20 protein-coding genes and 1 pseudogene are annotated in these 19,231 nt (G+C 75.4%); 10 read left to right on the plus strand and 11 right to left on the minus strand.

Features of this window, described 5'->3' with window-relative positions:
- The first annotated feature begins 867 nt into the window (after positions 1-867).
- On the plus strand, positions 868-2,373 hold the full coding sequence (locus O4J56_RS27955; protein ID WP_270689934.1) for a sodium:solute symporter family protein: 1,506 nt from the start codon (positions 868-870) through the stop codon (positions 2,371-2,373).
- Between the two features lie 7 nt (positions 2,374-2,380).
- Here O4J56_RS27955 and O4J56_RS27960 read toward each other — a convergent pair whose 3' ends face one another.
- Positions 2,381-3,100, minus strand: a complete 720-nt coding sequence (locus tag O4J56_RS27960) for a L,D-transpeptidase family protein (protein ID WP_270689935.1) — start codon at positions 3,098-3,100, stop codon at positions 2,381-2,383.
- A 209-nt stretch (positions 3,101-3,309) separates the two neighbouring features.
- Between O4J56_RS27960 and O4J56_RS27965 the strand changes: the two genes are divergently transcribed.
- Positions 3,310-3,585 carry a heavy-metal-associated domain-containing protein gene (locus O4J56_RS27965; protein WP_333563825.1) on the plus strand — a complete coding sequence of 92 codons (276 nt, stop codon included), beginning with the start codon at positions 3,310-3,312 and terminating at the stop codon, positions 3,583-3,585.
- 75 nt (positions 3,586-3,660) lie between these two features.
- Here O4J56_RS27965 and bla read toward each other — a convergent pair whose 3' ends face one another.
- The gene (gene bla, locus O4J56_RS27970) at positions 3,661-4,602 is read right to left on the minus strand and encodes a class A beta-lactamase (protein ID WP_408639183.1); all 942 of its coding nucleotides are present in this window, start codon (positions 4,600-4,602) and stop codon (positions 3,661-3,663) included.
- A 111-nt stretch (positions 4,603-4,713) separates the two neighbouring features.
- On the opposite strand from bla, the gene O4J56_RS27975 reads away from it, so the two are divergent.
- Together O4J56_RS27975 and O4J56_RS27980 are read left to right on the plus strand one after the other, a co-directional pair.
- Complete coding sequence (locus O4J56_RS27975; protein ID WP_270689938.1) at positions 4,714-5,607, plus strand: LysR family transcriptional regulator; 894 nt, start codon at positions 4,714-4,716, stop codon at positions 5,605-5,607.
- A 38-nt stretch (positions 5,608-5,645) separates the two neighbouring features.
- Positions 5,646-6,548 carry a serine hydrolase gene (locus O4J56_RS27980; RefSeq protein ID WP_270689940.1) on the plus strand — a complete coding sequence of 301 codons (903 nt, stop codon included), beginning with the start codon at positions 5,646-5,648 and terminating at the stop codon, positions 6,546-6,548.
- A 13-nt stretch (positions 6,549-6,561) separates the two neighbouring features.
- On the opposite strand, the gene O4J56_RS27985 is transcribed toward O4J56_RS27980, so the two are convergent.
- The gene (locus O4J56_RS27985; protein ID WP_333563828.1) at positions 6,562-7,323 is read right to left on the minus strand and encodes an SDR family NAD(P)-dependent oxidoreductase; all 762 of its coding nucleotides are present in this window, start codon (positions 7,321-7,323) and stop codon (positions 6,562-6,564) included.
- A 155-nt stretch (positions 7,324-7,478) separates the two neighbouring features.
- Here O4J56_RS27985 and O4J56_RS27990 point away from each other — a divergent pair, with 155 nt between their 5' ends.
- The 3 genes and pseudogenes from O4J56_RS27990 (at position 7,479) to O4J56_RS28000 (ending at position 9,741) form a co-directional block, all read left to right on the plus strand.
- The gene (locus O4J56_RS27990; protein WP_270689943.1) at positions 7,479-8,057 is read left to right on the plus strand and encodes a TetR/AcrR family transcriptional regulator; all 579 of its coding nucleotides are present in this window, start codon (positions 7,479-7,481) and stop codon (positions 8,055-8,057) included.
- 71 nt (positions 8,058-8,128) lie between these two features.
- On the plus strand, positions 8,129-8,917 hold the full coding sequence (locus tag O4J56_RS27995; RefSeq protein WP_270689945.1) for a hypothetical protein: 789 nt from the start codon (positions 8,129-8,131) through the stop codon (positions 8,915-8,917).
- Positions 8,918-8,950: 33 nt separating this feature from the next.
- Positions 8,951-9,741, plus strand: a pseudogene (locus tag O4J56_RS28000) (ABC transporter ATP-binding protein).
- Here O4J56_RS28000 and O4J56_RS28005 read toward each other — a convergent pair.
- The 7 genes from O4J56_RS28005 to O4J56_RS28035 all read right to left on the minus strand — a co-directional run bounded on the left by O4J56_RS28005 (position 9,648) and on the right by O4J56_RS28035 (position 15,136).
- Positions 9,648-10,364 carry an ABC transporter ATP-binding protein gene (locus O4J56_RS28005; protein ID WP_270689946.1) on the minus strand — a complete coding sequence of 239 codons (717 nt, stop codon included), beginning with the start codon at positions 10,362-10,364 and terminating at the stop codon, positions 9,648-9,650. The pseudogene O4J56_RS28000 and the gene O4J56_RS28005 sit on opposite strands and share 94 nt — an antisense overlap.
- Complete coding sequence (locus tag O4J56_RS28010) at positions 10,365-11,132, minus strand: ABC-2 family transporter permease (RefSeq protein WP_270689948.1); 768 nt, start codon at positions 11,130-11,132, stop codon at positions 10,365-10,367. It lies immediately after the preceding gene.
- Positions 11,129-11,908: an ABC-2 family transporter permease gene (locus O4J56_RS28015; RefSeq protein WP_270689949.1), complete on the minus strand. Its 780-nt coding sequence runs from the start codon at positions 11,906-11,908 to the stop codon at positions 11,129-11,131. Before O4J56_RS28015 ends, O4J56_RS28010 begins: the two co-directional genes overlap by 4 nt.
- A gap of 64 nt (positions 11,909-11,972) precedes the next feature.
- Complete coding sequence (locus O4J56_RS28020; protein ID WP_270689951.1) at positions 11,973-12,725, minus strand: ATP-binding cassette domain-containing protein; 753 nt, start codon at positions 12,723-12,725, stop codon at positions 11,973-11,975.
- Positions 12,719-13,627, minus strand: coding sequence for a hypothetical protein (locus tag O4J56_RS28025; protein ID WP_270689952.1), 909 nt, complete (start codon positions 13,625-13,627; stop codon positions 12,719-12,721). The genes O4J56_RS28020 and O4J56_RS28025 overlap by 7 nt, the downstream gene beginning before the upstream one ends.
- Position 13,628: 1 nt before the next feature.
- Positions 13,629-14,189, minus strand: a complete 561-nt coding sequence (locus tag O4J56_RS28030; protein WP_270689954.1) for an RNA polymerase sigma factor — start codon at positions 14,187-14,189, stop codon at positions 13,629-13,631.
- 32 nt (positions 14,190-14,221) lie between these two features.
- Positions 14,222-15,136, minus strand: coding sequence for a LysR family transcriptional regulator (locus O4J56_RS28035; protein ID WP_270689956.1), 915 nt, complete (start codon positions 15,134-15,136; stop codon positions 14,222-14,224).
- Positions 15,137-15,244: 108 nt separating this feature from the next.
- Here O4J56_RS28035 and O4J56_RS28040 point away from each other — a divergent pair, with 108 nt between their 5' ends.
- Both O4J56_RS28040 and O4J56_RS28045 read left to right on the plus strand, forming a co-directional pair.
- Positions 15,245-16,327, plus strand: coding sequence for a tartrate dehydrogenase (locus O4J56_RS28040; RefSeq protein WP_270689958.1), 1,083 nt, complete (start codon positions 15,245-15,247; stop codon positions 16,325-16,327).
- Entirely contained in the window at positions 16,324-17,235 is a 912-nt protein-coding gene (locus O4J56_RS28045) for an alpha/beta fold hydrolase (protein WP_270689960.1), read from the plus strand. The genes O4J56_RS28040 and O4J56_RS28045 overlap by 4 nt, the downstream gene beginning before the upstream one ends.
- Positions 17,236-17,273: 38 nt before the next feature.
- Here the strand turns inward: O4J56_RS28045 and O4J56_RS28050 are convergent, their stop codons facing one another.
- Positions 17,274-18,404: a DUF418 domain-containing protein gene (locus O4J56_RS28050; protein WP_270689962.1), complete on the minus strand. Its 1,131-nt coding sequence runs from the start codon at positions 18,402-18,404 to the stop codon at positions 17,274-17,276.
- Between the two features lie 177 nt (positions 18,405-18,581).
- On the opposite strand from O4J56_RS28050, the gene O4J56_RS28055 reads away from it, so the two are divergent.
- Positions 18,582-18,920 (plus strand): AbrB/MazE/SpoVT family DNA-binding domain-containing protein, encoded by a 339-nt coding sequence (locus O4J56_RS28055; RefSeq protein ID WP_270689964.1) that lies wholly within the window; start codon positions 18,582-18,584, stop codon positions 18,918-18,920.
- The last annotated feature ends 311 nt before the right edge of the window (positions 18,921-19,231 follow it).

Consider the following 19,231-nt stretch of genomic DNA (forward strand, 5'->3'; position numbering starts at 1 on the left):
GCGGGTGTCGCCAAGCTCGCTTCCCGCCCCTCCCCGCCCTTAACGCGGAGTGTTTACCCAGGTCATAGCCGTGCCGGGGTTCGCGGTGCGGGCCTGCCGACCGCCACGGGCGCGAGAGAGCGTGACCCCCGCCCACCGCCCCGCCCATCGGGACCATCCGGGGCCCGCCGGACGGCTGGTGCGGCCGGGGAACCGCCCCGCTTCTGCCGTCGCCGCCCATCACGGCGACCGCCCGCACGCGCCGCGCCCGACAGCGCTGCAGCACGGGCCGCCGACCTCTCCTCGTCGCCGCCCCCACCCGACACTCCGATGACCCACCGCCCGGCCGGGGCCCGGAGCGGGGTACCAGCTCAGCCGCCTGCTCGCCTGGACCGGGAGGGGCCTGCCGGACGGCTGGTGCGGCCGGGGAACCGCCCTGCTTCTGCCGTCGCTGCCCTCTTCGGTGACCGCGCACACGCCGGACGGCCGACGGCGCTGCAGCACGGGCTGGCGACCTCTCCTCGTCGCCGCCCCCACCCCACACTTCGATGACCCGCCGCCCGGCCGGGGCCCTGAAGTGGGGTACCTGCTCAGCCGTCCGCCTGGGCCGCCGACGACCCGCCGGACGGCTGGTGCGGCCGGGGAATCGCCCCGCTTCTGCCGTCGCTGCCCTCGCGACCTCACGCCCCACCGGCCTGCCGCCCGGGCGGGGGCCGTTAGTGGGGTACCTTCCGAGCCGTTCCGCGTTCCCCTGCGCCGTGGGTTTCCGCCCTGTGGGCCCACCGCCTCCGCCTTCCCCACGGGTGTGCTGCACCACGGGTTTGTGCATTGCAGCACGTTCCCTCTCGGGGGGTCCCATTCGCCGGGGTCGGCGCCACCATGGCCCCCATGGCGGATGATCTCTCCTCACCGGTCTACCTTCCCGTTCTGCTCGCGGTCCTGGCGGCCATGCTCGGCCTGGGGGTGTGGGTGGCCCGCCGGGCCCGCAGCGGGGAGGACTTCCTGCTCGCCGGGCGGAGCCTGGGCACCCCGCTGCTGCTCGGCACCACCCTGGCGACCCTCGTGGGCACCGGGTCCAGCCTGGGCGCCGTCGGGTTCGGCTACGAGAACGGCTGGGCCGGGGCGCTGTACGGCATCGGCGGCGCGGCCGGGGTGCTGCTGCTGACGGTGCTCTTCGCCGACGTGCGCCGGCACGGGTTCATGACCTTCTCCGAAGAGATGAGCTACTACTTCGGCGCCAGCCGGGCGGTGAAGGGCGTGGTCTCGGTGATCCTCGTGCTGGCCTCGGTGGGCTGGCTCGGGGCGCACATCCTGGGCGGGTCGCTGTACCTGTCCTACCTGACGGGGATGGACCCCCAGCTCGCCAAGGTGGTGGTCGCGGCCGGGTTCGGGCTGTACACGGTCGTCGGCGGCTACCTGGCGGTCGTCGTCACCGACGCGGTGCAGGGCACCGTGCTGTTCATCGGGTTCACCCTGCTCGCGGTGCTGGCGCTGGTCGCCGCGGGCGGCCCGGCCGGGCTCGCCGCGGGCGTGCCCGAGGAGGCGGCCTCCTTCCTGGGCGTCGAGGCGCTCGGCCCGGTCCCGGCGCTGTCACTGGCGGCGGTGGTCGCGGTGGGCGTGCTGGCCACCCCGTCCTACCGGCAGCGGATCTACTCGGCGCGGGACACCGCCACGGTGCGGAGGAGCTTCCTGTGGGTCGGCGGCCTGTTCGCGGCGTTCGCGCTGCTCCCGGCGGTCGCGGGGATGGCCGCCCGATCGCTGGAGCCGGGGCTGGACAACCCGGACATGGCCTTCCCCTACCTGGCCACCACGCTGTTCCCCGTGTGGGTCGGGGCGTTCCTCCTGGTGGCGGGGTTGTCGGCGACGATGTCCTCGGGCGACTCCGACGCGGTGGCGGCCACCACGATCCTGCTGCGCGACGTGGCCCAGATGGTCACCGGGCGCCTGCCCCGGGCCGAGGACATGGTGCGCCTGTCGCGGCTGTGCCTGGCCGGGGTGCTGCTGCTGGCACTGGCGTGCGCGCTGCTGGCCACCACGGTCATCGACTACATCACGATGATGGTCTCCACCGTGCTCACCGGGCTGCTGGTCGCCTCGCTGCTGGGCCGCTTCTGGCGGCGGGCCACCTGGCAGGGGGCCCTGGCGGCGATGGCCGGCGGGTCGGCCGCGGCGCTGGCGGTGAACGGGGTCGGCGCCTGGACGGAGTTCTGGGGCAACCCGGTGCTCCCGTCGATGGCGGCGGCGCTGGTGTGCGGTGTGGCGGTGAGCCTGGTGACGCCGCGCACCCGGGTCACCCGTGAGGAGGCGCTGGAGCGGCTCGCCGGGGAGCGGGCGCGGATGGACGTGGGAACGGCGGTCCGGCGGGGCGGGGAGGACCCGCGCCGCCGGACGTGAGGCCGGGTCAGCGCACCAGGACCGTGTCGTACACGTCCAGGTACCCGCTCTTCCAGAGCCAGTCCATGGCCTTGAGGCTGACGCGCGCGCAGCCGTGGGAGGCGGGGTTGGGCGGCACCGAGCCGTAGCCGTGCACGGCGATGCCGCCGTTGAAGTACTTGGGCCGGTACAGCGCGCCCAGCGGCCCGGGGTCCCAGGCGTCGACCTCGCGGAAGACCTGGTAGCTCCCCTTCGGGGTGGTGGCGATGTGCCGTTCGCCGCGGGAGGTGTAGGGCTCGCCGGAGCCGGTGGAGGTGCTGAAGACCTTCTGCACCTCGCCGTCCTCGACGGTCATCAGGAGCTGGCGGTCCAGGTCGATCTCCACGGCCCGGCCCTGGGAGGTCTCGGCGGAGGGGCGCACGCCCTCGTCGAGCGCCTTGCGGGTGTCCGGGCCGACGATGCCGTCGCGGTCGATCCCGGCGGCCTTCTGCAGGGCCTGGACGGCCAGGGCGGTCTCGGTGCCGAACTCGCCGTCGGCGCCGTCGATCCAGTAGCCGAGGTCGGCCAGGCGCTCCTGGACGGCCTCGACCCCGGGGCCGGAGTCGCCGGCGCGCAGCTCGCCGGAGGCGGGGGCGACGGCCGCGTAGGCGGTCCCGGCGGGAGGGACGTCGGGGAGCGGGACGACGGCGGCCGCGAGGGCGAGCGCCGCCACCGTCGCCGCACGGCGGGGGGAACGTCGTTGGGTCATCTCCCTCTTTTACCCCTCTTGTCCCCATCTTTACCAAGCGTGTTCGCCCCGCGTACCCCTCTGGGGTATGCGGCCGAAAAGGCTGCACAGGCGGGGTTCTGTGGCGCGAACGCGCTGCACGGCATTGATTCCCATAGGGGGTAGGGGTATAAAGGGAGGGCGGCGCCGCCGACGGCCGCCGCTCCGCGACCCCACGGGAGGAACCGACCATGTCGTCCTGCTGCTCCACCGACGGCTCCTGCTCGACCGGCGCCGCCACGACCGCGCCCGAGGGCTCCACCGTCTACACCGTCTCCGGCATGACCTGCGGGCACTGCCGGTCGGCGATCACCGAGGCGGTCGGCGTCCTGGCCGGGGTCCGCTCGGTCGACGTCGATCTGGAGGCCGGGACCGTCACCGTGGCCGCCGACGGGGAGCCGGACGACGCCCTCATCGCCAAGGCGGTCGACGACGCCGGATACGAGCTCACCGGCCGGGCGGGCTGAGCCCCGCCCTGCGGCGGGCGCCGGCCGGCCGCCAGGCCGGCGCCCGCCGGCCCCCCTCCGAGGGGAGGCCGGGGATCAGTCCTCCAGTGCGCCGACGGCGACCTCCGCCGCCTGGGCGATCAGCGCGTCGTCGGACTCGGCGTCCTCGGTGTCCTTGGTCGAGTACACCGCGAGCACGATCGGGTCGCCCTCCGTCGGCCACATCACGGCGATGTCGTTGCGGCCGCCGTACGCGGGACTGCCCGACTTGTCGCCGACCTTCCAGTCCTCCGGCACCCCGGCGCGGATCAGCGCGTCCCCGGTGGTGCTGCGGACCATCATGTCGGCCAGCGCCTCGCGCTCCTTCTTCTTCAGGGTGTCGCCGAGCACGTACTCCTGAAGGTTCCCCGCGAACGCCTTCGCGGAGGTGGTGTCGCGCTCGTCGCCCGGCAGGTTCTCGTTCAGCTCGGTCTCCCAGCGCGCGGAGATGGTCGTGTCATCGCCCAGCTCGCGCATGGCCTCCTGGAAGCCCTTGGGCCCGCCGAGCTCTTCGAACAGCAGGTTGCCCGCGGTGTTGTCGCTGTACCGCATCGCGGCGTCGCAGATCTCCATGAGCGTCATCCCCGAGTCCACGTGCTTCTCGGTGATGGGCGAGTACTCGACCAGGTCCTCCTCGTCGTAGTGGACGACCGTCTCCTCCATCTCCTTGAGGGAGTTGTCCTCCATGACCGCGCCGCATGCCAGAGCCTTGAAGGTGGAGGCATAGGCGAAGCGCTGGTCGGCGTTGTAGCCGACCTCTTCACCGCTTCCGGTGTCGATTGCGTAGACGCCCAGGCGGGCGCCGAACTCCTCCTCCAAGCGGGCGAAGTCGGCATCGGCCTGTGAAGCCTCCGACGCCGACGCCTCGGAGGCGCCGCCGGTCGGAGCGGCCTCCTCGGCGGGGGCGCAGGCGGTCGCGGGCCACACGGCGGCGGCCAGGAGCGCGGGTACTGCACGGTTGATCAGCATGGTTCGGCCTTCCTCATCACACGACGTCATCGGCGCTTCGGAAGGGCCCCGGGAACCCTGCGCAGCAGTCTGGCCGCCGGAGAGGATGCTGTCCAAGACGGAAACGGCCCCTTCCATGTCGAAACGGCATAGGGTGAGGCCATGGACCTGGTTGCCGCCTGCAGGGCGTTCGTTCACGTGAGCGAGCAGGGCAGCTTCACCCTGGGGGCGTCCGCCGCCCGGGTGGCCCAGCCGGTGGCCAGCAGACGGATCGCCGCCCTGGAGCGCCACCTGGGCGGGCGGCTGTTCGACCGGTCGAGCCGCAGGGCGCGGCTCACCCCCTTCGGTCGGGAGATGCTGCCGCCCGCGCGCCGCCTGGTCCGGCTGGCCGAGGCGATGGAGGACGCGGCCGAACAGGCCCGGCACGCCCCGCTGCGGCTCGCCGTTCCGGAGGTGTGCACCACCGCCGACCTGGCCCGGCTGGACGTGCGCGCCCGCCGTCTGGGCCTGCGCCTGGACCTGCAGGCGGCGCCGCCCGCGGCCCGCACCGACCTGCTGCGCTCCCAGGAGGTGCGCGCGGCGCTGGTGGCCGTGCCCGAGGCCGAGGCGGTGTGGCGGGTCCCCCTCGGGGCCGCCTCGGTGGCGGTGCCCGACGGCGCCTCGGTGTACCTGGAGACGCTGCGCGCCGGGCGCGGGGGCGCCGCGGGGCGGCCGCGCCGGCTGTGGATCCAGCCCGAGGACGACGTGCCGCACGTGCGCGACCGGGTGTTCCGGCTGCGCGACCGGGTGGGGCTGCGCCCGGCGCAGGTGGCGGTGGCGCGCACGCTGGCGGGGGCGCTGGCCGAGGTGCTCGACGGCGGCGACCTGCTGCTGGCCTCCGAGCGCCAGGCCGAGGACCTGGGGCTGCACTGGCGGCCGGTGGGCGAGGAGGACCTGGCGCGCGGGTTCGACGCGGCCACCAGCGGGGGCGAGGACCCCGGGCGGCTGCGCGGCCCGCTGCGCACGGGGATCGCCCGGTGCCTGGGCGACCCCGCGGGAGACGAGGACGCGGGCTGACCGGACACGGGCAGGCCGACACGGGATAAGGAGGCGGTGTGCGCGAGGAGGCCTTCCTCAGACGGCTGCGCGAGGAGCTGGACGACGGCGGCCTGCGCGGCTCGTTCCTGGTGCGCGACCTGGACTCGGGCGAGGAGATCGGGATCGAGCCCGACCTGGAGTTCAGCACCGCGTCGCTGGTGAAGATCCCGCTGGCGATGGCGGTGCTGGAGCGCATCCGCCGCGGGGACCTGGACGGCGCCGAACCGGTGGTGCTGACGCCGGGCGTGGACGCGGTGCCCGGCCCGACCGGCGTCAGCCGGTTCCGCCACCCGGTGCGCATCGCGGTGGAGGACCTGCTGTACATGAGCATGGCGGTGAGCGACAACGCCGCCGCCGAGGCGCTCTTCGGGTTCACGCCCCCGGCGGAGGTGGCCGAGCTGCTCAAGGGGCTGGGCCTGTCCGGGGTCAGCATCCGGAACACGCTGCGGGACATGCGCGACACCCCGGAGACGCACCTGGCCCGGTCCGACGGCCACCTGGCGCAGCGGCTGGCCATCGAGGCCGGGACGGAGGGGCGCGGGCACAGCGTGCCCCAGCTCGACGTCACCCGGGCCAGCGCCGGCTCCGCGCGGGCCTACGTCGACCTGCTGCAGGAGTTGTGGCGGCCGCGCGCGCTGCCGGAGTGGACGGCGGCGCAGGTAAGGGACCTGATGGGGGCCAACCTGATGCGGCAGCGGCTCACCCCGGACTTCGCCTCCGACGCGACGGTCTGGTCGTCCAAGACGGGCACGCTGCTGAACCTGCGCCACGAGATCGGCGTCGTCGAGCACGACGGCGGCGGGGCCTACGCGGTCGCCGCGCTGACCGAGTCGCGGGTGGCGGCCATCCTGCAGCCGGAGGCGGAGGCCCTGATGGGCGGCGTGGCGCGCCGCCTGCGCGACCGCCTCCGGGCGGCGTGAGCCCTCAGAGCCCTCAGACCGCCGACCAGCCGTTGTCCACCGGCAGCACGGCCCCGTTGATGTTGCTCGCCGCGTCCGAGGCCAGGAACACGATGGCCGCGGCGAGTTCGTCGGCCTCGGCCACCCGGCCCACGTTGGCCATGTAGGGGGCGAGCGCCTGCGGGCCGGTCGGCGCCGCGGACGCGTCCACCCGGATGCCGGTGGCGGTGCCGCCGGGAGCCACCGCGTTCACCCGGATCCCCTTGTCGCGGTACATCACCGCGGTGGACTTCACCAGCCCGGCAACCCCGTGCTTGGAGGCGGTGTAGGCGGCCCCGGCGGCGCTGCCGCGCAGCGAGGCCTCGGAGGCGGTGAACACGATCGCGCCCGAGCCCCGCTCCACCATGTCGGGGAGCACGGCGCGGGTGAGCAGGAACGGCGCGGTCAGGTTGACCCGGATCAGCCGCTCCCACAGCTCGTCGGAGACGTCGGCGGCGGCCGACATGTCGTCCATGATCCCGGCGTTGTTGACCAGGACGTCGACCCCGCCGAACCGGTCCCGCGCGGTCGCGGCGACCCGGTCGACGACCTCCTGGCGGCTCAGGTCGCCCACGACCGCCTCGGCCGGCGCGCCGAGGGCGCGCACCTCTTCGGCGGCCTTCTCGGCGGCCTCGGCGGCGATGTCGGCGATGAGGACGCGCGCGCCCTCCTCGGCGAAGCGCAGCGCGGCGGCCCGGCCGATGCCGGACCCGCCCCCGGTGACGACGGTGCTCTTGCCTTCCAGCCCGGTCCGCATGGCGGCCTCCCCGTTCGCGGTGTACTTATCTGTCACTGTACGCCTAATTGTCTCTGAGTGACATTTTTTCGGCGGGGGCGGGACGCGGCTAGGCTGGGCGCCCGACGGAAGGGGGACCGGTGCCGGACGGGACGAGGGCGCGGGGGCGCCCGCCGATGAGCGCGCGCCGCCGGGAGGCCGTGCGCACCGAGATCGCCCGTGCCGCCACGGCGCTCTTCGCCGAGAAGGGGGTCGCCGCCACCACCGGCGAGGACATCGCCGCCGCGATCGGGATCTCCTCGCGCACCCTGTGGCGCTACTTCCCCAGCAAGGAGGGGTGCGTCCGGCCGCTGCTCACCTCCGGGCTGGAGGCCATGGCCTCCTGGCTGCGCACGTGGCCGCACGGCACCGGCCTGATCGACCACCTGGGGGACCGGGCCGCCTCCGCCGAGGAGCGCCCGGCGCCCGGCCCGATCGACGCGCTGGTCCGGATGACCCGCACCGAGCCGGGGATCAGGGCGGTGTGGATGGAGGTCCACCGCGAGGCCGAGGAGGTCTTCGCCGCGATCCTCGCCGAACGCGCCGGGCGCCCCGCCGACGACCTGGAGGTGCGCGTGCACGCCGCCGCCCTCAACGCGGCCCTGCGCCTGGGCGCCGAGCACCGCGCCCTCGGTGGCGGTGGCGCCGATTACGCGGCCACCGTGCGGGAGGCGCTGCGCCCCCTGGAGGAGGGGCTCCCGCTGCTGCGGGAGTGAACCCTGCGCGGCCGGGCCGCTACGGACCCGTCGGGGGTGTGGGCCCCACCGGGATGGGAGAGGCGATGCGCATGACGGCTTGGACGGCGCCGGCCCTGGCCGGGACCCTGCGCTACGAGGCGCTCGCGTCGGTGCGGCGGCCCACGCTGTGGTTCGCGGTGGTACCGCTCTCGCTGGCCGCGCTCGCGGTCGCCTGGCGCTCCCCATCCGACATCGGCGACGGCACGTCCCACGTCGGCGGCGCCGCCCTGGTCGCCGGTCTGCTGTGCAGCCCGGCCATCGGCGCGGCGCTGGCCGACCGCCTGGCGCGGGGGCGGCGGCCGGGCATGGACGACCTGGTGGCGGCGGCGCCGTGCGGAGCGGCGGTGCGGGTGCCCGCCGTGGTCGCCGCCCCGCTGGCCGTGGCGCTCCTGCCGCCGTTCCTGGTGGTGCTGGTGTGCGCGGTCCCGGCGGCGGTGGCCGACGGCGGGCCGCGCCCGCTCGCCGTCGCCCCGGCCGCCTTCGCCGCGGTGGCGGTCCCGGGCGCGGCCGTGCTGACCGCCCTGGCCTGCCTGCTGGGCCTGGTGCTGCCGCTCTCCTTGGCCCGGGTCTGCGCCGCCGGGGCGTGGATGTGGTCCACCATCGCCTCCCCGGACCTGTCGCCCCTGCCCACGCCGACGGGGACCCTGCTGTCCCCCGTCGGCGGCTACCCTGCGGCGGCCTGGTTCGGCGAGCGGGCGGTATGGGCCGACCGGGGGCTGGCCGGTCCGCTCAGCCCGGCCCCCGGGACCGGGTCGGCGCTGCTGAACCTGGCCGTGGTCGCGGCGCTGACCGCGCTGCTGCTCACCCTGGCGGGCCTGGCCGCCACCAGGAGGGGGTGAGGCGGCGTGGACATCGAGACCGCGGCGCTGACCGTGGTCTTCCGGGGCGGTGCGCGCGCCTTGGACGGCCTCGACCTGCGCTTGGGGCGCGGCACGACCGGGTTGCTCGGCCCGAACGGCGCGGGGAAGAGCACACTGATGCGGATCCTCACCGGGGTGCTGCGCCCCACGTCCGGCCGGGTCACCGTCGGCGGACACGACATGGCCTCGGTCGGCGGGCGCCGCGCCGCCCAGAGCGCCACCGGTTACCTGCCCAGGAGTTCGACCCGCCCCCCGAGCTGACCGGCAGGGAGTTCCTGGACTACATGGCCCTGCTCAAGGGGATCGGCGACCGCCGGACCCGCCGCGGCCGGGTCGAGGACCTGCTGGACCGGGTCGGCCTGGCCGCCGACGGGCGCCTGCGGATCGCCGCCTACTCCGGTGGGATGCGGCGGCGGCTGGGCATCGCCCAATGCCTGCTCGGCGACCCGCGGCTGCTGGTGCTGGACGAGCCGACCTCCGGGCTGGACCCCGAGGAGCGGATGCGCTTCCGCTCGCTCCTGTCCGGCCTGGGACGCGACCGCACGGTCCTGCTGAGCACGCACGTCCTGGAGGACGTGGAGCAGGCCTGCCCGCGCGCCGCGGTGCTGTCCCAGGGCCGCCTGGCCTTCCACGGGGCCGTGGAGGAGCTGGGCGGACCGGCCCGGGGGCGGACCCTGGAGGACGGCTACGTCGCACTCATGCGCCGGGGTCAGCGGACCCCGCCGGAGGCCCGCTCCACCAGCGAGAAGAACCCCGCCTCCAGGTCGCCGTCCTCGGCCAGGCCGGGCAGTGGGCCCTCGTAGCGGGTGCGGCCGTGCACGACCACCCCCACCCGGTCGCAGGTGCGGGCGATCTGGTCGAGCTGGTGGCTGGAGACGAACACCGTCGCCCCGGACTCGGCGACCCGGCGCAGCAGCGCGCGCATGTCCCGCATCCCGATGGGGTCCAGGCCGTTGGTCGGCTCGTCCAGCACCAGCAGCCGGGGGGAGCCGACCATGGCGATGGCGATGCCCAGCCGCCAGCGCATGCCCAGCGAATAGGCGGAGGTGCGGCGGTCGGCCACCCGGTCCAGCCCCACCAGCGGGAGCAGCCGCTCCACGGCGCCGTCGGGGTCGACCCCGCGCAGCCGGGCGTGCGTGCGCAGGTGCTGCCGGGCGTCCAGCCGCGGCCACAGCCCCGGGCCGTCGATGAGCGCGCCGATCCCGCGCAGGCTGTCGCGGGTGAAGGGGCGGCCCGCCACCTCCAGCGTCCCCGAATCCGGGCGCAGCAGGCCCGCCACCGCCTTCATCAGCGTGGTCTTTCCGGCCCCGTTGGGCCCGAGCAGCCCGTAGACCTCGCCTTCGGCGACGTCGAGGTCCACACCGGCCAGGGCGGTGCCGGACCGGTAGGCCTTGGTGAGCGCGCGGACGCGCAGTGCCGGGGGCATTCACAGTTCCTTTCGGTCGACGTGGTGGGCCCCGGCCGCCAGCAGCACGGCGGCCAGCCCCGCGGACAGGGCGGCGACCAGCGGCAGCGGGGCGAGGGAGAGGAGCGGGTCGCCCGGTTCCAGCGGCACGCCGCTCGCCTCGACTCCGGCGAGCGGCACCACGGCCCGCATGGGCCACACCACGGGGAGGAACCACCAGGCGGCGGTGTCGGCGACGGTGCCGCCGAGCAGCGTGCCGAGCACGCCGATCCCCACGGCGGCCCCCGTGCCCCAGCGCTCGGCGGCCGCCAGGCACAGCGCGAGCGTGGCGGCGGCGCCGACCCAGGGCAGCAGGACCCCCGCCGGGACCAGCGCGGCCTCGCGGGGACCGGCGAGGACGAGCCCGGCCGCGCCCAGCAGCGCGGTCAGCAGGAGGGCGCTGCCCAGCCCGTGGACGAGCAGGGCCAGGTAGCGGCCCAGGAAGAGGCGGCGGCGCGGGAAGGCGTAGGCGTACATCGCGCGCCGGGCGTCCCGGTCGGTGCGCACCGACAGGCCCGCGTACAGCGCCGCCCCCATCGGCAGGAAGAGCCCCCAGAACATCAGGGTGACGCCGGACCACACGCCCCAGACGTCTCCTGCCAGGCCCTCGGGGGACAGGGCGGCGACCACCCCGAGCGGCAGGACCAGAGCGAACGGCAGCACCAGGGAGAGCCAGAACGGGAAGCCGCGGCGGAGCCGGGCCAGGTCGAGGGCGGTTACGGTGGCCAGCGACGGGTCGTCGCGGATCATCGGTGGACCTCCGTGCGGTCGGTGTAGCGGGCGCCTGCGGCGAGCAGCAGGGCGGTCAGGGCGAGCGAGGCCGCCGCGATCACCGGCAGGACCCCGGGGTCGAACACGGGGCTGTCCGGGGCGAGGTAGCCGCCGATGCCCCGGGTCCCGGCGATCGGGATGGCCGACCGGGTGGGCCAGGCGGGCGGGAAGGCCCACCAGTAGGGCTTGTCGCCGAGCAGGGCGCCGAAGAGCATCCCGGCCGAGCCGGTGCAGACCGCGCCGGCGACGCCCCACGCCCGGGCGGCGACGGCGCACAGCACCAGCACGGGCAGGGCCGCCAGGACCGGCATCAGGGCCCCGGCCACGGCCGGACCGGTGTCGGAGGGGGCGCCGTGGGCCAGGGCGGCCAGGCAGACCAGGGCGGCGAGCAGCAGGGCCCCGCCCGTCCACAGGGCTGCGAGGGCCAGGACGTCGGCGAACAGGACCCGGCGGCGGGGGAAGGCGTAGGTGTACATGACCCTTCGGGCGTCCTCGTCGGACTGGTGGGCCCCGACCGCGTACAGGCCGGCGGCCACGGGGGCCAGGGCCGCCCAGAGGTACAGGGTGAGGCCGAGCCAGTGGTCCCATACAGCGTCCCTGGTGGCCGCGGGTTCGGCGGCCACGAGGGCGGCGAGCAGACCGGCCATCGCCAGGGGAGGGGCCAGGGTCGTCCATAAGGGCAGGCCCCGGTGCAGCCGGGCGAGGGCCAGGGCGGCCATCAGGGCGAGGGACGGATCGTCCCGTGTCGTGGGCATCGCTGTGTCTCTTCCGACGCATTGCGGTTGCGCGGAGGTACGTAGCGGCCCCGGGCGGGGAGGTTCACTCCTCTTCGCGGACGGTGCGCATCAGGGCGGCGTAGCCCTCTTCGAGCGAGGGCCGCCCGGAGCGTGCGTCCGGGCGCGGCGCGTCGGCGACGAGGTCGCCGGGCGGGCCGGAGAAGACCATCCGTCCCCGGGCCAGGACGGCGATCTCGGGGCTGAGCGCCTTCACGTCGTCCAGGAGGTGCGTGGACACGATCACCGTGCACGCGTCGTCGAGTGACGCCAGCAGGGTGCGCAGGCGGACGCGCTCCTCGGGGTCCAGGCCCGCCGTCGGCTCGTCCAGCACCACCAGCCTCGGGCGGCCCATGAGGGCCTGGGCCGCCCCCGTGCGGCGCCGGGCGCCCGCGGACAGCGTTCCCATCCTGCGGTCGGCCTCCTCGGCCAGCCCCAGGCGCCGGATCAGGTCCTCGGCCTGATGCGCGCGTTCGCGCGGGTCGGGCATGCCCTTGAGCAGGCCGATGTAGTCGAGGAAGTCCCGGGGCGACATGTCCGGCGGCAGGCGCGTCTCCTGCGGGAGGTACCCCAGGTCGCGCCGGAGGGCCCGGCGCCCGGCGCGGGTCCGCAGGTCGTGCCCGAGGGCCTCGACCCGTCCCGAGCGCGGGCGCAGCACCCCTGCCAGCAGCCGGAGCAGCGTCGTCTTTCCCGCCCCGTTGGGGCCCAGGAGCCCGAGCACGCCGGGCCCGAAGGCGGCGTCCACCCCGTCCAGGACGCGTCGGCGCCGGTAGGTGTGCGACAGGCCGGCGATCACCACGCCCGCAGCGAGCGGTCCGGGCGCGACACCAGCCACGCCGCCGCCGCGAACAGCGCCGTTGCGGCCGCCAGGCTCACCGGGGTGGTCGTCCATAGCGCGCCGATGCTATCGCGTACCCCCGGCGGCAGGGCGCCCAGCGGCGCGGCGCGGGTGGCGACCATGCTCATCAGCCACGACCCCGACCCCAGGGAGGCGCCGACCGCGGGGGAGCGCCACACGGTGCCGAACACGGCCAGCCCCGTCCCCAGCAGCGTGGGCCCCAGCCAGGAGGCGATCAGCGCCGCGGCGGACAGCGGCGCGCCGGAGACCGCCGCCGCGGCGGCCGAGGCCCCCGCCGCCGCCGCGAGCACCGCGCCGACCACGAACACCAGCCGCGCCAGCCACACCGCCGCCGGGGGCACCCGCAGGGTGTACATCAGCTCGGCGCGCGGGTCCCGGCCGGGGGTGCTCACGGCGAGCGCCGCCGCCGTGGTCAGCAGGGTGACCCCAGGGCCGAAGACGAACGCCCCCAGGGTCGGGTCGGGGGCCCACCGCACGAACGCGATCAGAGCGGCCAGTCCGACACCGGCGAGCGGCCACAGGGCGGCGGGCACGATCTTGGCCTGGCGCAGCACCAGTGCCCCCGCCAGGCGCGCGGCCCCCGCCGCGGTGAGGGCGCGGCCGTCCGGGGCCGCCCGTGCCGCCGGACGCGCGCGCTCCTCGGCGAGCGCGGGCGCCACGAGGGCGTCGAAGGACGGCGGGCGCACCTCGGGCTCGGCCGCCCGCAGGGCCGAGGCGAGGTTCTGGGCCCCCTCGACGCGGGCGGTGCAGGAGGAGCATGTGCCCAGGTGGGTGCGGACGGCCTCCTCCGCGTCCTCCGCGCGTGCGGCTGTCAGGACCTCCTCGTCGGTCAGATGGGACATCTCAGCTCACCCGTCCCTCGGCGAGCGCGCCGCTCAGCCGCGCCCGCGCTTTGGCCATTCGGCTCTTGACCGTGCCCACGGGGATTCCGAGGGCCTCGGCGATGTCGGCGTAAGGCAGTTCCTCGACCAGTGCCAGGACGACCACCTCGCGGTGGCGCCGCGGCAGGGCGGTGATCGCCGCCAGGATCTCCCGGTGGCCCGCGGAGGCGAGCACCCGGCCCTCCACGTCCGCGCCGGGGTCCGGCGGGTCGGGGGCGTCCTCGGCGTCCAGGGCCACGTGGACCGGCCGCAGGCGCCGTAGGCGGTTGTGCGCCTGGCGGCGGGCCACACCCAGCAGCCAGCCGCGCACCGAGGCCTCGCCCCGGAACGTCCCGGCCGAGCGCCACACCGCCAGCCAGCTCTCCTGCAACAGCTCCTCAGCGGTGCCGGGGTCGGAGGTCAGGCGGCGCAGCAGCCGCAGCATGGCCGCGGCGTGGCGCTCGTACAGGACGCGCAGGGCGGACTCGTCCCCCTTGGCCGCGGCGGTGAGCAGGGCGCGGTCGGTGCTCGTACCGGTCTCCACACCGGGTGCGTAGCGTCGGCGGCGCCACGGGTTCACTCCTTCTCCAGGCGGGCGGCCAGCCCTTCGGCCAGGTGGTCCAGGAGGGCCCGGGTGCGGCGGGGGAGGAAGGCGGTCGCGTCGGTCACCGCGAAGATGTCGGCGGGCGGTGTCGGGACCTCCGGGAGCACCTGCACCAGGCGCCCTTCGCGGATCAGCGGCAGGGCGTGCCACGCTGAGCGCAGCATCAGCCCGCGGCCGTCCAGGCACCAGCCCACGACGGCCTCACCGTCGTTGCTCGCCATGTCGCCGGTGACCCGCACGGCGGTCTCGTCGTCGGGGCCGGTGCCGAACCTCCACACGCCGAAGTCGGCGTCGTTCTCCTTGATCACCAGGCAGTTGTGGTCGGCCAGGTCGGCCAGGGAGCGCGGGGGCCCGTGGGCCTCCAGGTAGGAGGGGGCGGCGCAGACCAGCCGCCGGTTGGGGAGCAGGCGCCGCAGCCGCAGGCGCGCGTCGGGCAGCGGGCCGACCCGGACCGCCGCGTCGTAGCCGGACCCGGCGATGGTGAAGGCGTGCTCGGACAGCGTCAGCTCCACCCCGATCCCCGGGTGGGCGTCGGCGAACGCGCGCAGCAGCGGGGCGATGTGGCGGCGTCCCAGGCCCATGGTGGAGTGCAGGGCGATGGGGCCGTGCAGCCGGCCGGACGACCGGCCGACCCGCTCCTCCAGGTCGTCGCGGTCCTGCAGGATGCCGCGCGCGCCGGAGGCGTACAGCTCGCCCGCCTCGGTGAGGGTGAGCCTGCGGGTGCTGCGCCGGACGAGCTGGGCGGCCAGGCGCTCCTCCAGGCGGGTGAGGCGCTTGCTCACGGCCGACAGGGTCACCCCCCACTCCCGCGCGGCGGCGGTCAGGTTCGGCGACCGCGCAACCGCGGCGAAGAACTCCAGGTCGTCGATGTCGGAGAGGGACCTCATCGCCTTCTTTCCCGTCAGGCAAGTGAGCGTTGCCCGGAGCGGCATTCTCTCATGCCTTGTTGCCCGGTAGCTTCGGTCCGAACACGTACCCGGGAAGGGAGCAGCCGCATGAGCCGCAGCCACCGCATCGCCGTCATCCCCGGTGACGGGATCGGTACGGAGGTCGTCCCCGAGGGGGTGCGCGCGCTGCGCGCCGCCGCCGACGCCTTCGGGATCGGGCTCGACATGGTCGAGTACGACTTCGCCTCGGCCGCGTACTGGCAGCGGCACGGCACCATGCTCCCCGAGGGGTGGTTCGACGAGCTGAAGGACTACGACGCGCTCTTCCTCGGCGCGGTCGGCTGGCCCGACGTGGTCCCCGACCACGTGTCGCTCTGGGGGAGCCTGCTGCAGTTCCGCCGCCGCTTCGACCAGTACGCCAACGTCCGCCCGGTGCGCCTGATGCCCGGGGTGACCAGCCCGCTCGCCGGGCGCGGCCCCGGCGACATCGACTTCTACGTCGTCCGGGAGAACACCGAGGGCGAGTACAGCTCCATCGGCGGGCGGATCTTCGAGGGCACCGAGCGCGAGACGGTCGTGCAGGAGACCGTGATGACCCGCACCGGCGTCGACCGCATCCTGCGCTACGCCTTCGAGCTGGCGCGGGGCCGGGAGCGCCGGAAGCTGACCTCGGCCACCAAGAGCAACGGCATCTCCCAGACCATGCCCTACTGGGACGAGCGGGTGGCGGCCATGGCCGCCGACCACCCGGACGTGGCCGTGGACCAGTACCACATCGACATCCTGACGGCGCACTTCGTGCTCCACCCGGAGAGGTTCGACGTGGTCGTGGCCAGCAACCTGTTCGGCGACATCCTCTCCGACCTGGGCCCGGCCTGCGCGGGCACCATCGGTATCGCGCCCAGCGCCAACATCAACCCCGAGCGGCGCTACCCGAGCCTGTTCGAGCCGGTCCACGGGTCCGCCCCGGACATCGCCGGGAAGGGGATCGCGAACCCGGTGGGGCAGATCTGGAGCGCGTCGATGATGCTCGACCACCTCGGCGAGCCGGAGGCGGCGGCCGCGGTGCTGCGGGCCGTCGAGGAGGTGCTGGCCGGGGACCGGGCCGCGCTCACCCCCGACCTGGGCGGCTCGGGCACCACCGCCTCGCTCGGCGCGGCCGTGGCGGCGGCGGTGAAGGGCGCGGCGTGACACGGACGCTCATCCCCGCTTTCACCGCCGCCGACGTGGAGGTCGCCGACGACGGCGGTCCGCCGCTGCGGATCCGGGCGGCGACCGCCGGGAGCGGGCCGCCGGTGCTGCTGTTGCACGGCCACCCGCAGACCCACGCCACCTGGAGGGCGGTGGCGCCCAGGCTGGCCGAGCGCTTCACGGTGGTCGCCGCCGACCTGCGCGGCTACGGCGACTCCGGCAAGCCGCCCTCCGACGCGGCGCACCTGGCCTACAGCAAGCGCGCGATGGCCCGGGACCAGGTGCGCCTCATGCGCGCGCTCGGCCACGACTCCTTCGCCGTGGTCGGGCACGACCGGGGCGGGCGCGTCGCCCACCGCATGGCCCTCGACCACCCCGAGGCGGTCGAGCGGCTCGCCGTCCTGGACATCGCGCCCACCGCGACCATGTACGCCCGCACCGACCGGGAGTTCGCGAGCCGGTACTTCTGGTGGTTCTTCCTCATCCAGCCCGCGCCGCTGCCGGAGGCGATGATCGCCGGGGCGACGGAGGAGTTCCTGTGGGCCCACCTGCGGGGGCAGAGCGCGACCGAGGGCGTGCCCGCGCCGGACCTGGCCCGCGAATACCTGCGCTGCTACCGGGACCCGGACACCGTGCGGGCCGTCTGCGAGGACTACCGGGCCGCCGCCACCGTCGACCTGGAGCACGACGCCGCCGACGGGCGGGAGGGGCGGTTCCTGGAACGCCCCCTCCTGGCCCTGTGGGGCGCGCGCGGCACGGTGGGCCGGCTCTACGACGTTCCGGCCACCTGGCGCGAGGTGTCCGGGGCCCCGGTGGAGGGGGAGGCCCTGGACTGCGGCCACCTGGTGCAGGAAGAGCTTCCGGAGGCGACGGCCGCCCGGCTGGAGGAGTTCCTCGGCCGGGGGTAGGCGGGGTCGGCGGTGGGCGGCGTCGGCGGTAGTCGGTGTCAGCGGTAGGCGAGCCGGCGCAGCAGGACCTCCGCGGGGCCCCGGCGCCCGGCACGGCGCATCAGGTCGGCAGCGAACAGCGACGCCAGCCACACGGCGGCGGCGACCACGAGGGCGCCCGCCAGGCCCACGGAGTCCTGGAGCCCCAGGCCGTAGGCGCGGAAGGCGAGCAGGAACGCCGCGGTCTGGAAGAGGTAGAAGGTCATCGACCTCTGCCCGAGCGCCCGAAGCGCGTTGGTGAGGGGGCCGTCGGACCGTGCGGCGGCGATCGCGGCCAGGGCGATCGCGGCGGCGAGCCCCATGCCGCCGAAGTAGCCGGTCAGCGGTTGCAGGAGGGCCGCGGTCCACAGCAGGCCCGGCGCGGGGTCGGCCCACATGCCCAGGTGCACCAGGATCGCCGGGAGGGCCCCGGCGACCGAGACCGCCTGGGTGGCGACGACGGCGCGCACGAGGAAGGGGCGGTGCTCGCCGGGCTCGTCGAGCAGGCGCGACCGCGCCGCCCACATTCCGAAGACCATGGGCGGTGCCACCGCCACCCCGCCGAACAGCAGGGAGAAGGCCCAGGTCCGCATCCGCCCGGCGAGTTCGGCCAGGCCGTCCGGGGCGGGCGGGACCGCCCCGGTCTCGAAGGTCCATACGCCCTGGGACATCGCCTGCCACATTCCCAGGCCGACCGACAGCGTCGCGGGGACGAGGAGTGCGCAGCCGGTCCACAGCAGCGTCCGCCGCCGGGCGCGCAGCAGGCCCACGAGCAGAACCGAGACGGCCCCGTAGACCGCCAGGATGTCGATCGGCACGAACAGGGTGTGCACGGCGCCGAAGGCGACCAGCCACCCGCCCCTGCGGCGCAGCATGCGGCGCACCTGAGCGGGGTCGGCGCCGCCGTCCGTGCGCCGGTCGAGCATCTGCACGAGCGCGTACCCGAACAGGAAGGCGAACAGCGGCCGCGCGTGGTTGCCCACGAGGACCTCGTGCAGGACCAGGGCGGCCGCGTTGGCGGCGGCCGGGCCGCGGTCGACCGCGGTGATGAACAGCGGGGCGTGGGCGCAGGCGATGGCCAGCAGCATGACGCCCCGTGCCAGGTCGGGCGCGAGCGAGCGGGCGGGAGCCCGGGTCGCGGTGGCGGTCACGGCGCCTCCTTCCACCGAGGGGATGATTCACATGCTATGACGTGTAAATCATGTACCTTCGCGCGTGCGTGGCCGGTTGCGGACATGTTCTGCTTGATACGCTTTGCCGATCATGCGCACGGGCGCAGAGGTGCACGGGCGCGGAGGCGCACGGAGGGCACGGAGGGCGGTGGCGACATGGCGGCGGACGGGACGGCCTCGTACGGCCCCGGGGGCCGGGGCTTCTACGGCGCGGTGACGGTGAGCGAGCGCGGCCAGGTCTCCCTGCCCGCGCAGGCCCGCCGCGACCTGGGCATCACGCCCGGGACCAAACTGCTCGTCCTCGGCGACCCCGAGCAGGGGCTGGCGCTGATGACGCTCGACCGCCTGATGGCCAACCTGCAGGGGTCCAACGCGCTCCTGGGCATGCTCCAGGAGCACATGGCCCACGAGCGGACGAAGGAGCCGGAGGCGGAGTCGGAGTCGGAGGCGGAGGAGGCGCCGGAGGACGGCGGGTCGGCCGGCGGTTCTCCCTGACATACGCGCCGGCGCCTCGGAGCCCGGGGCGCCCTCAATCCCCCGGTCGAGCACCAGGTCTCCCGATTGCGGGCCCCAGCCGGGCGGCGGACCGACGGAGCGCCAGGTAGGAGGCAGCGACGACGGAGGCGGGTGGCCCCCACCGCAGCGTTGTCGGCCGCCGGGCGTGTGCGCGGTTGCCGTGGTGGGGTGGCGGGTGCTGGGGGCGTGGCCGGTTTTCCTTGGTCGGTGTTCAGGCGGTTGGGGTTCGGGTTCCATCCCCACCGTCCGTGGGTGCATGGTCGCTGCTGCTTGGCGGGCCCACCCCAGGG

This window comes from Nocardiopsis endophytica, from assembly GCF_027706725.1.
Lineage (GTDB): Bacteria > Actinomycetota > Actinomycetes > Streptosporangiales > Streptosporangiaceae > Nocardiopsis_A > Nocardiopsis_A endophytica.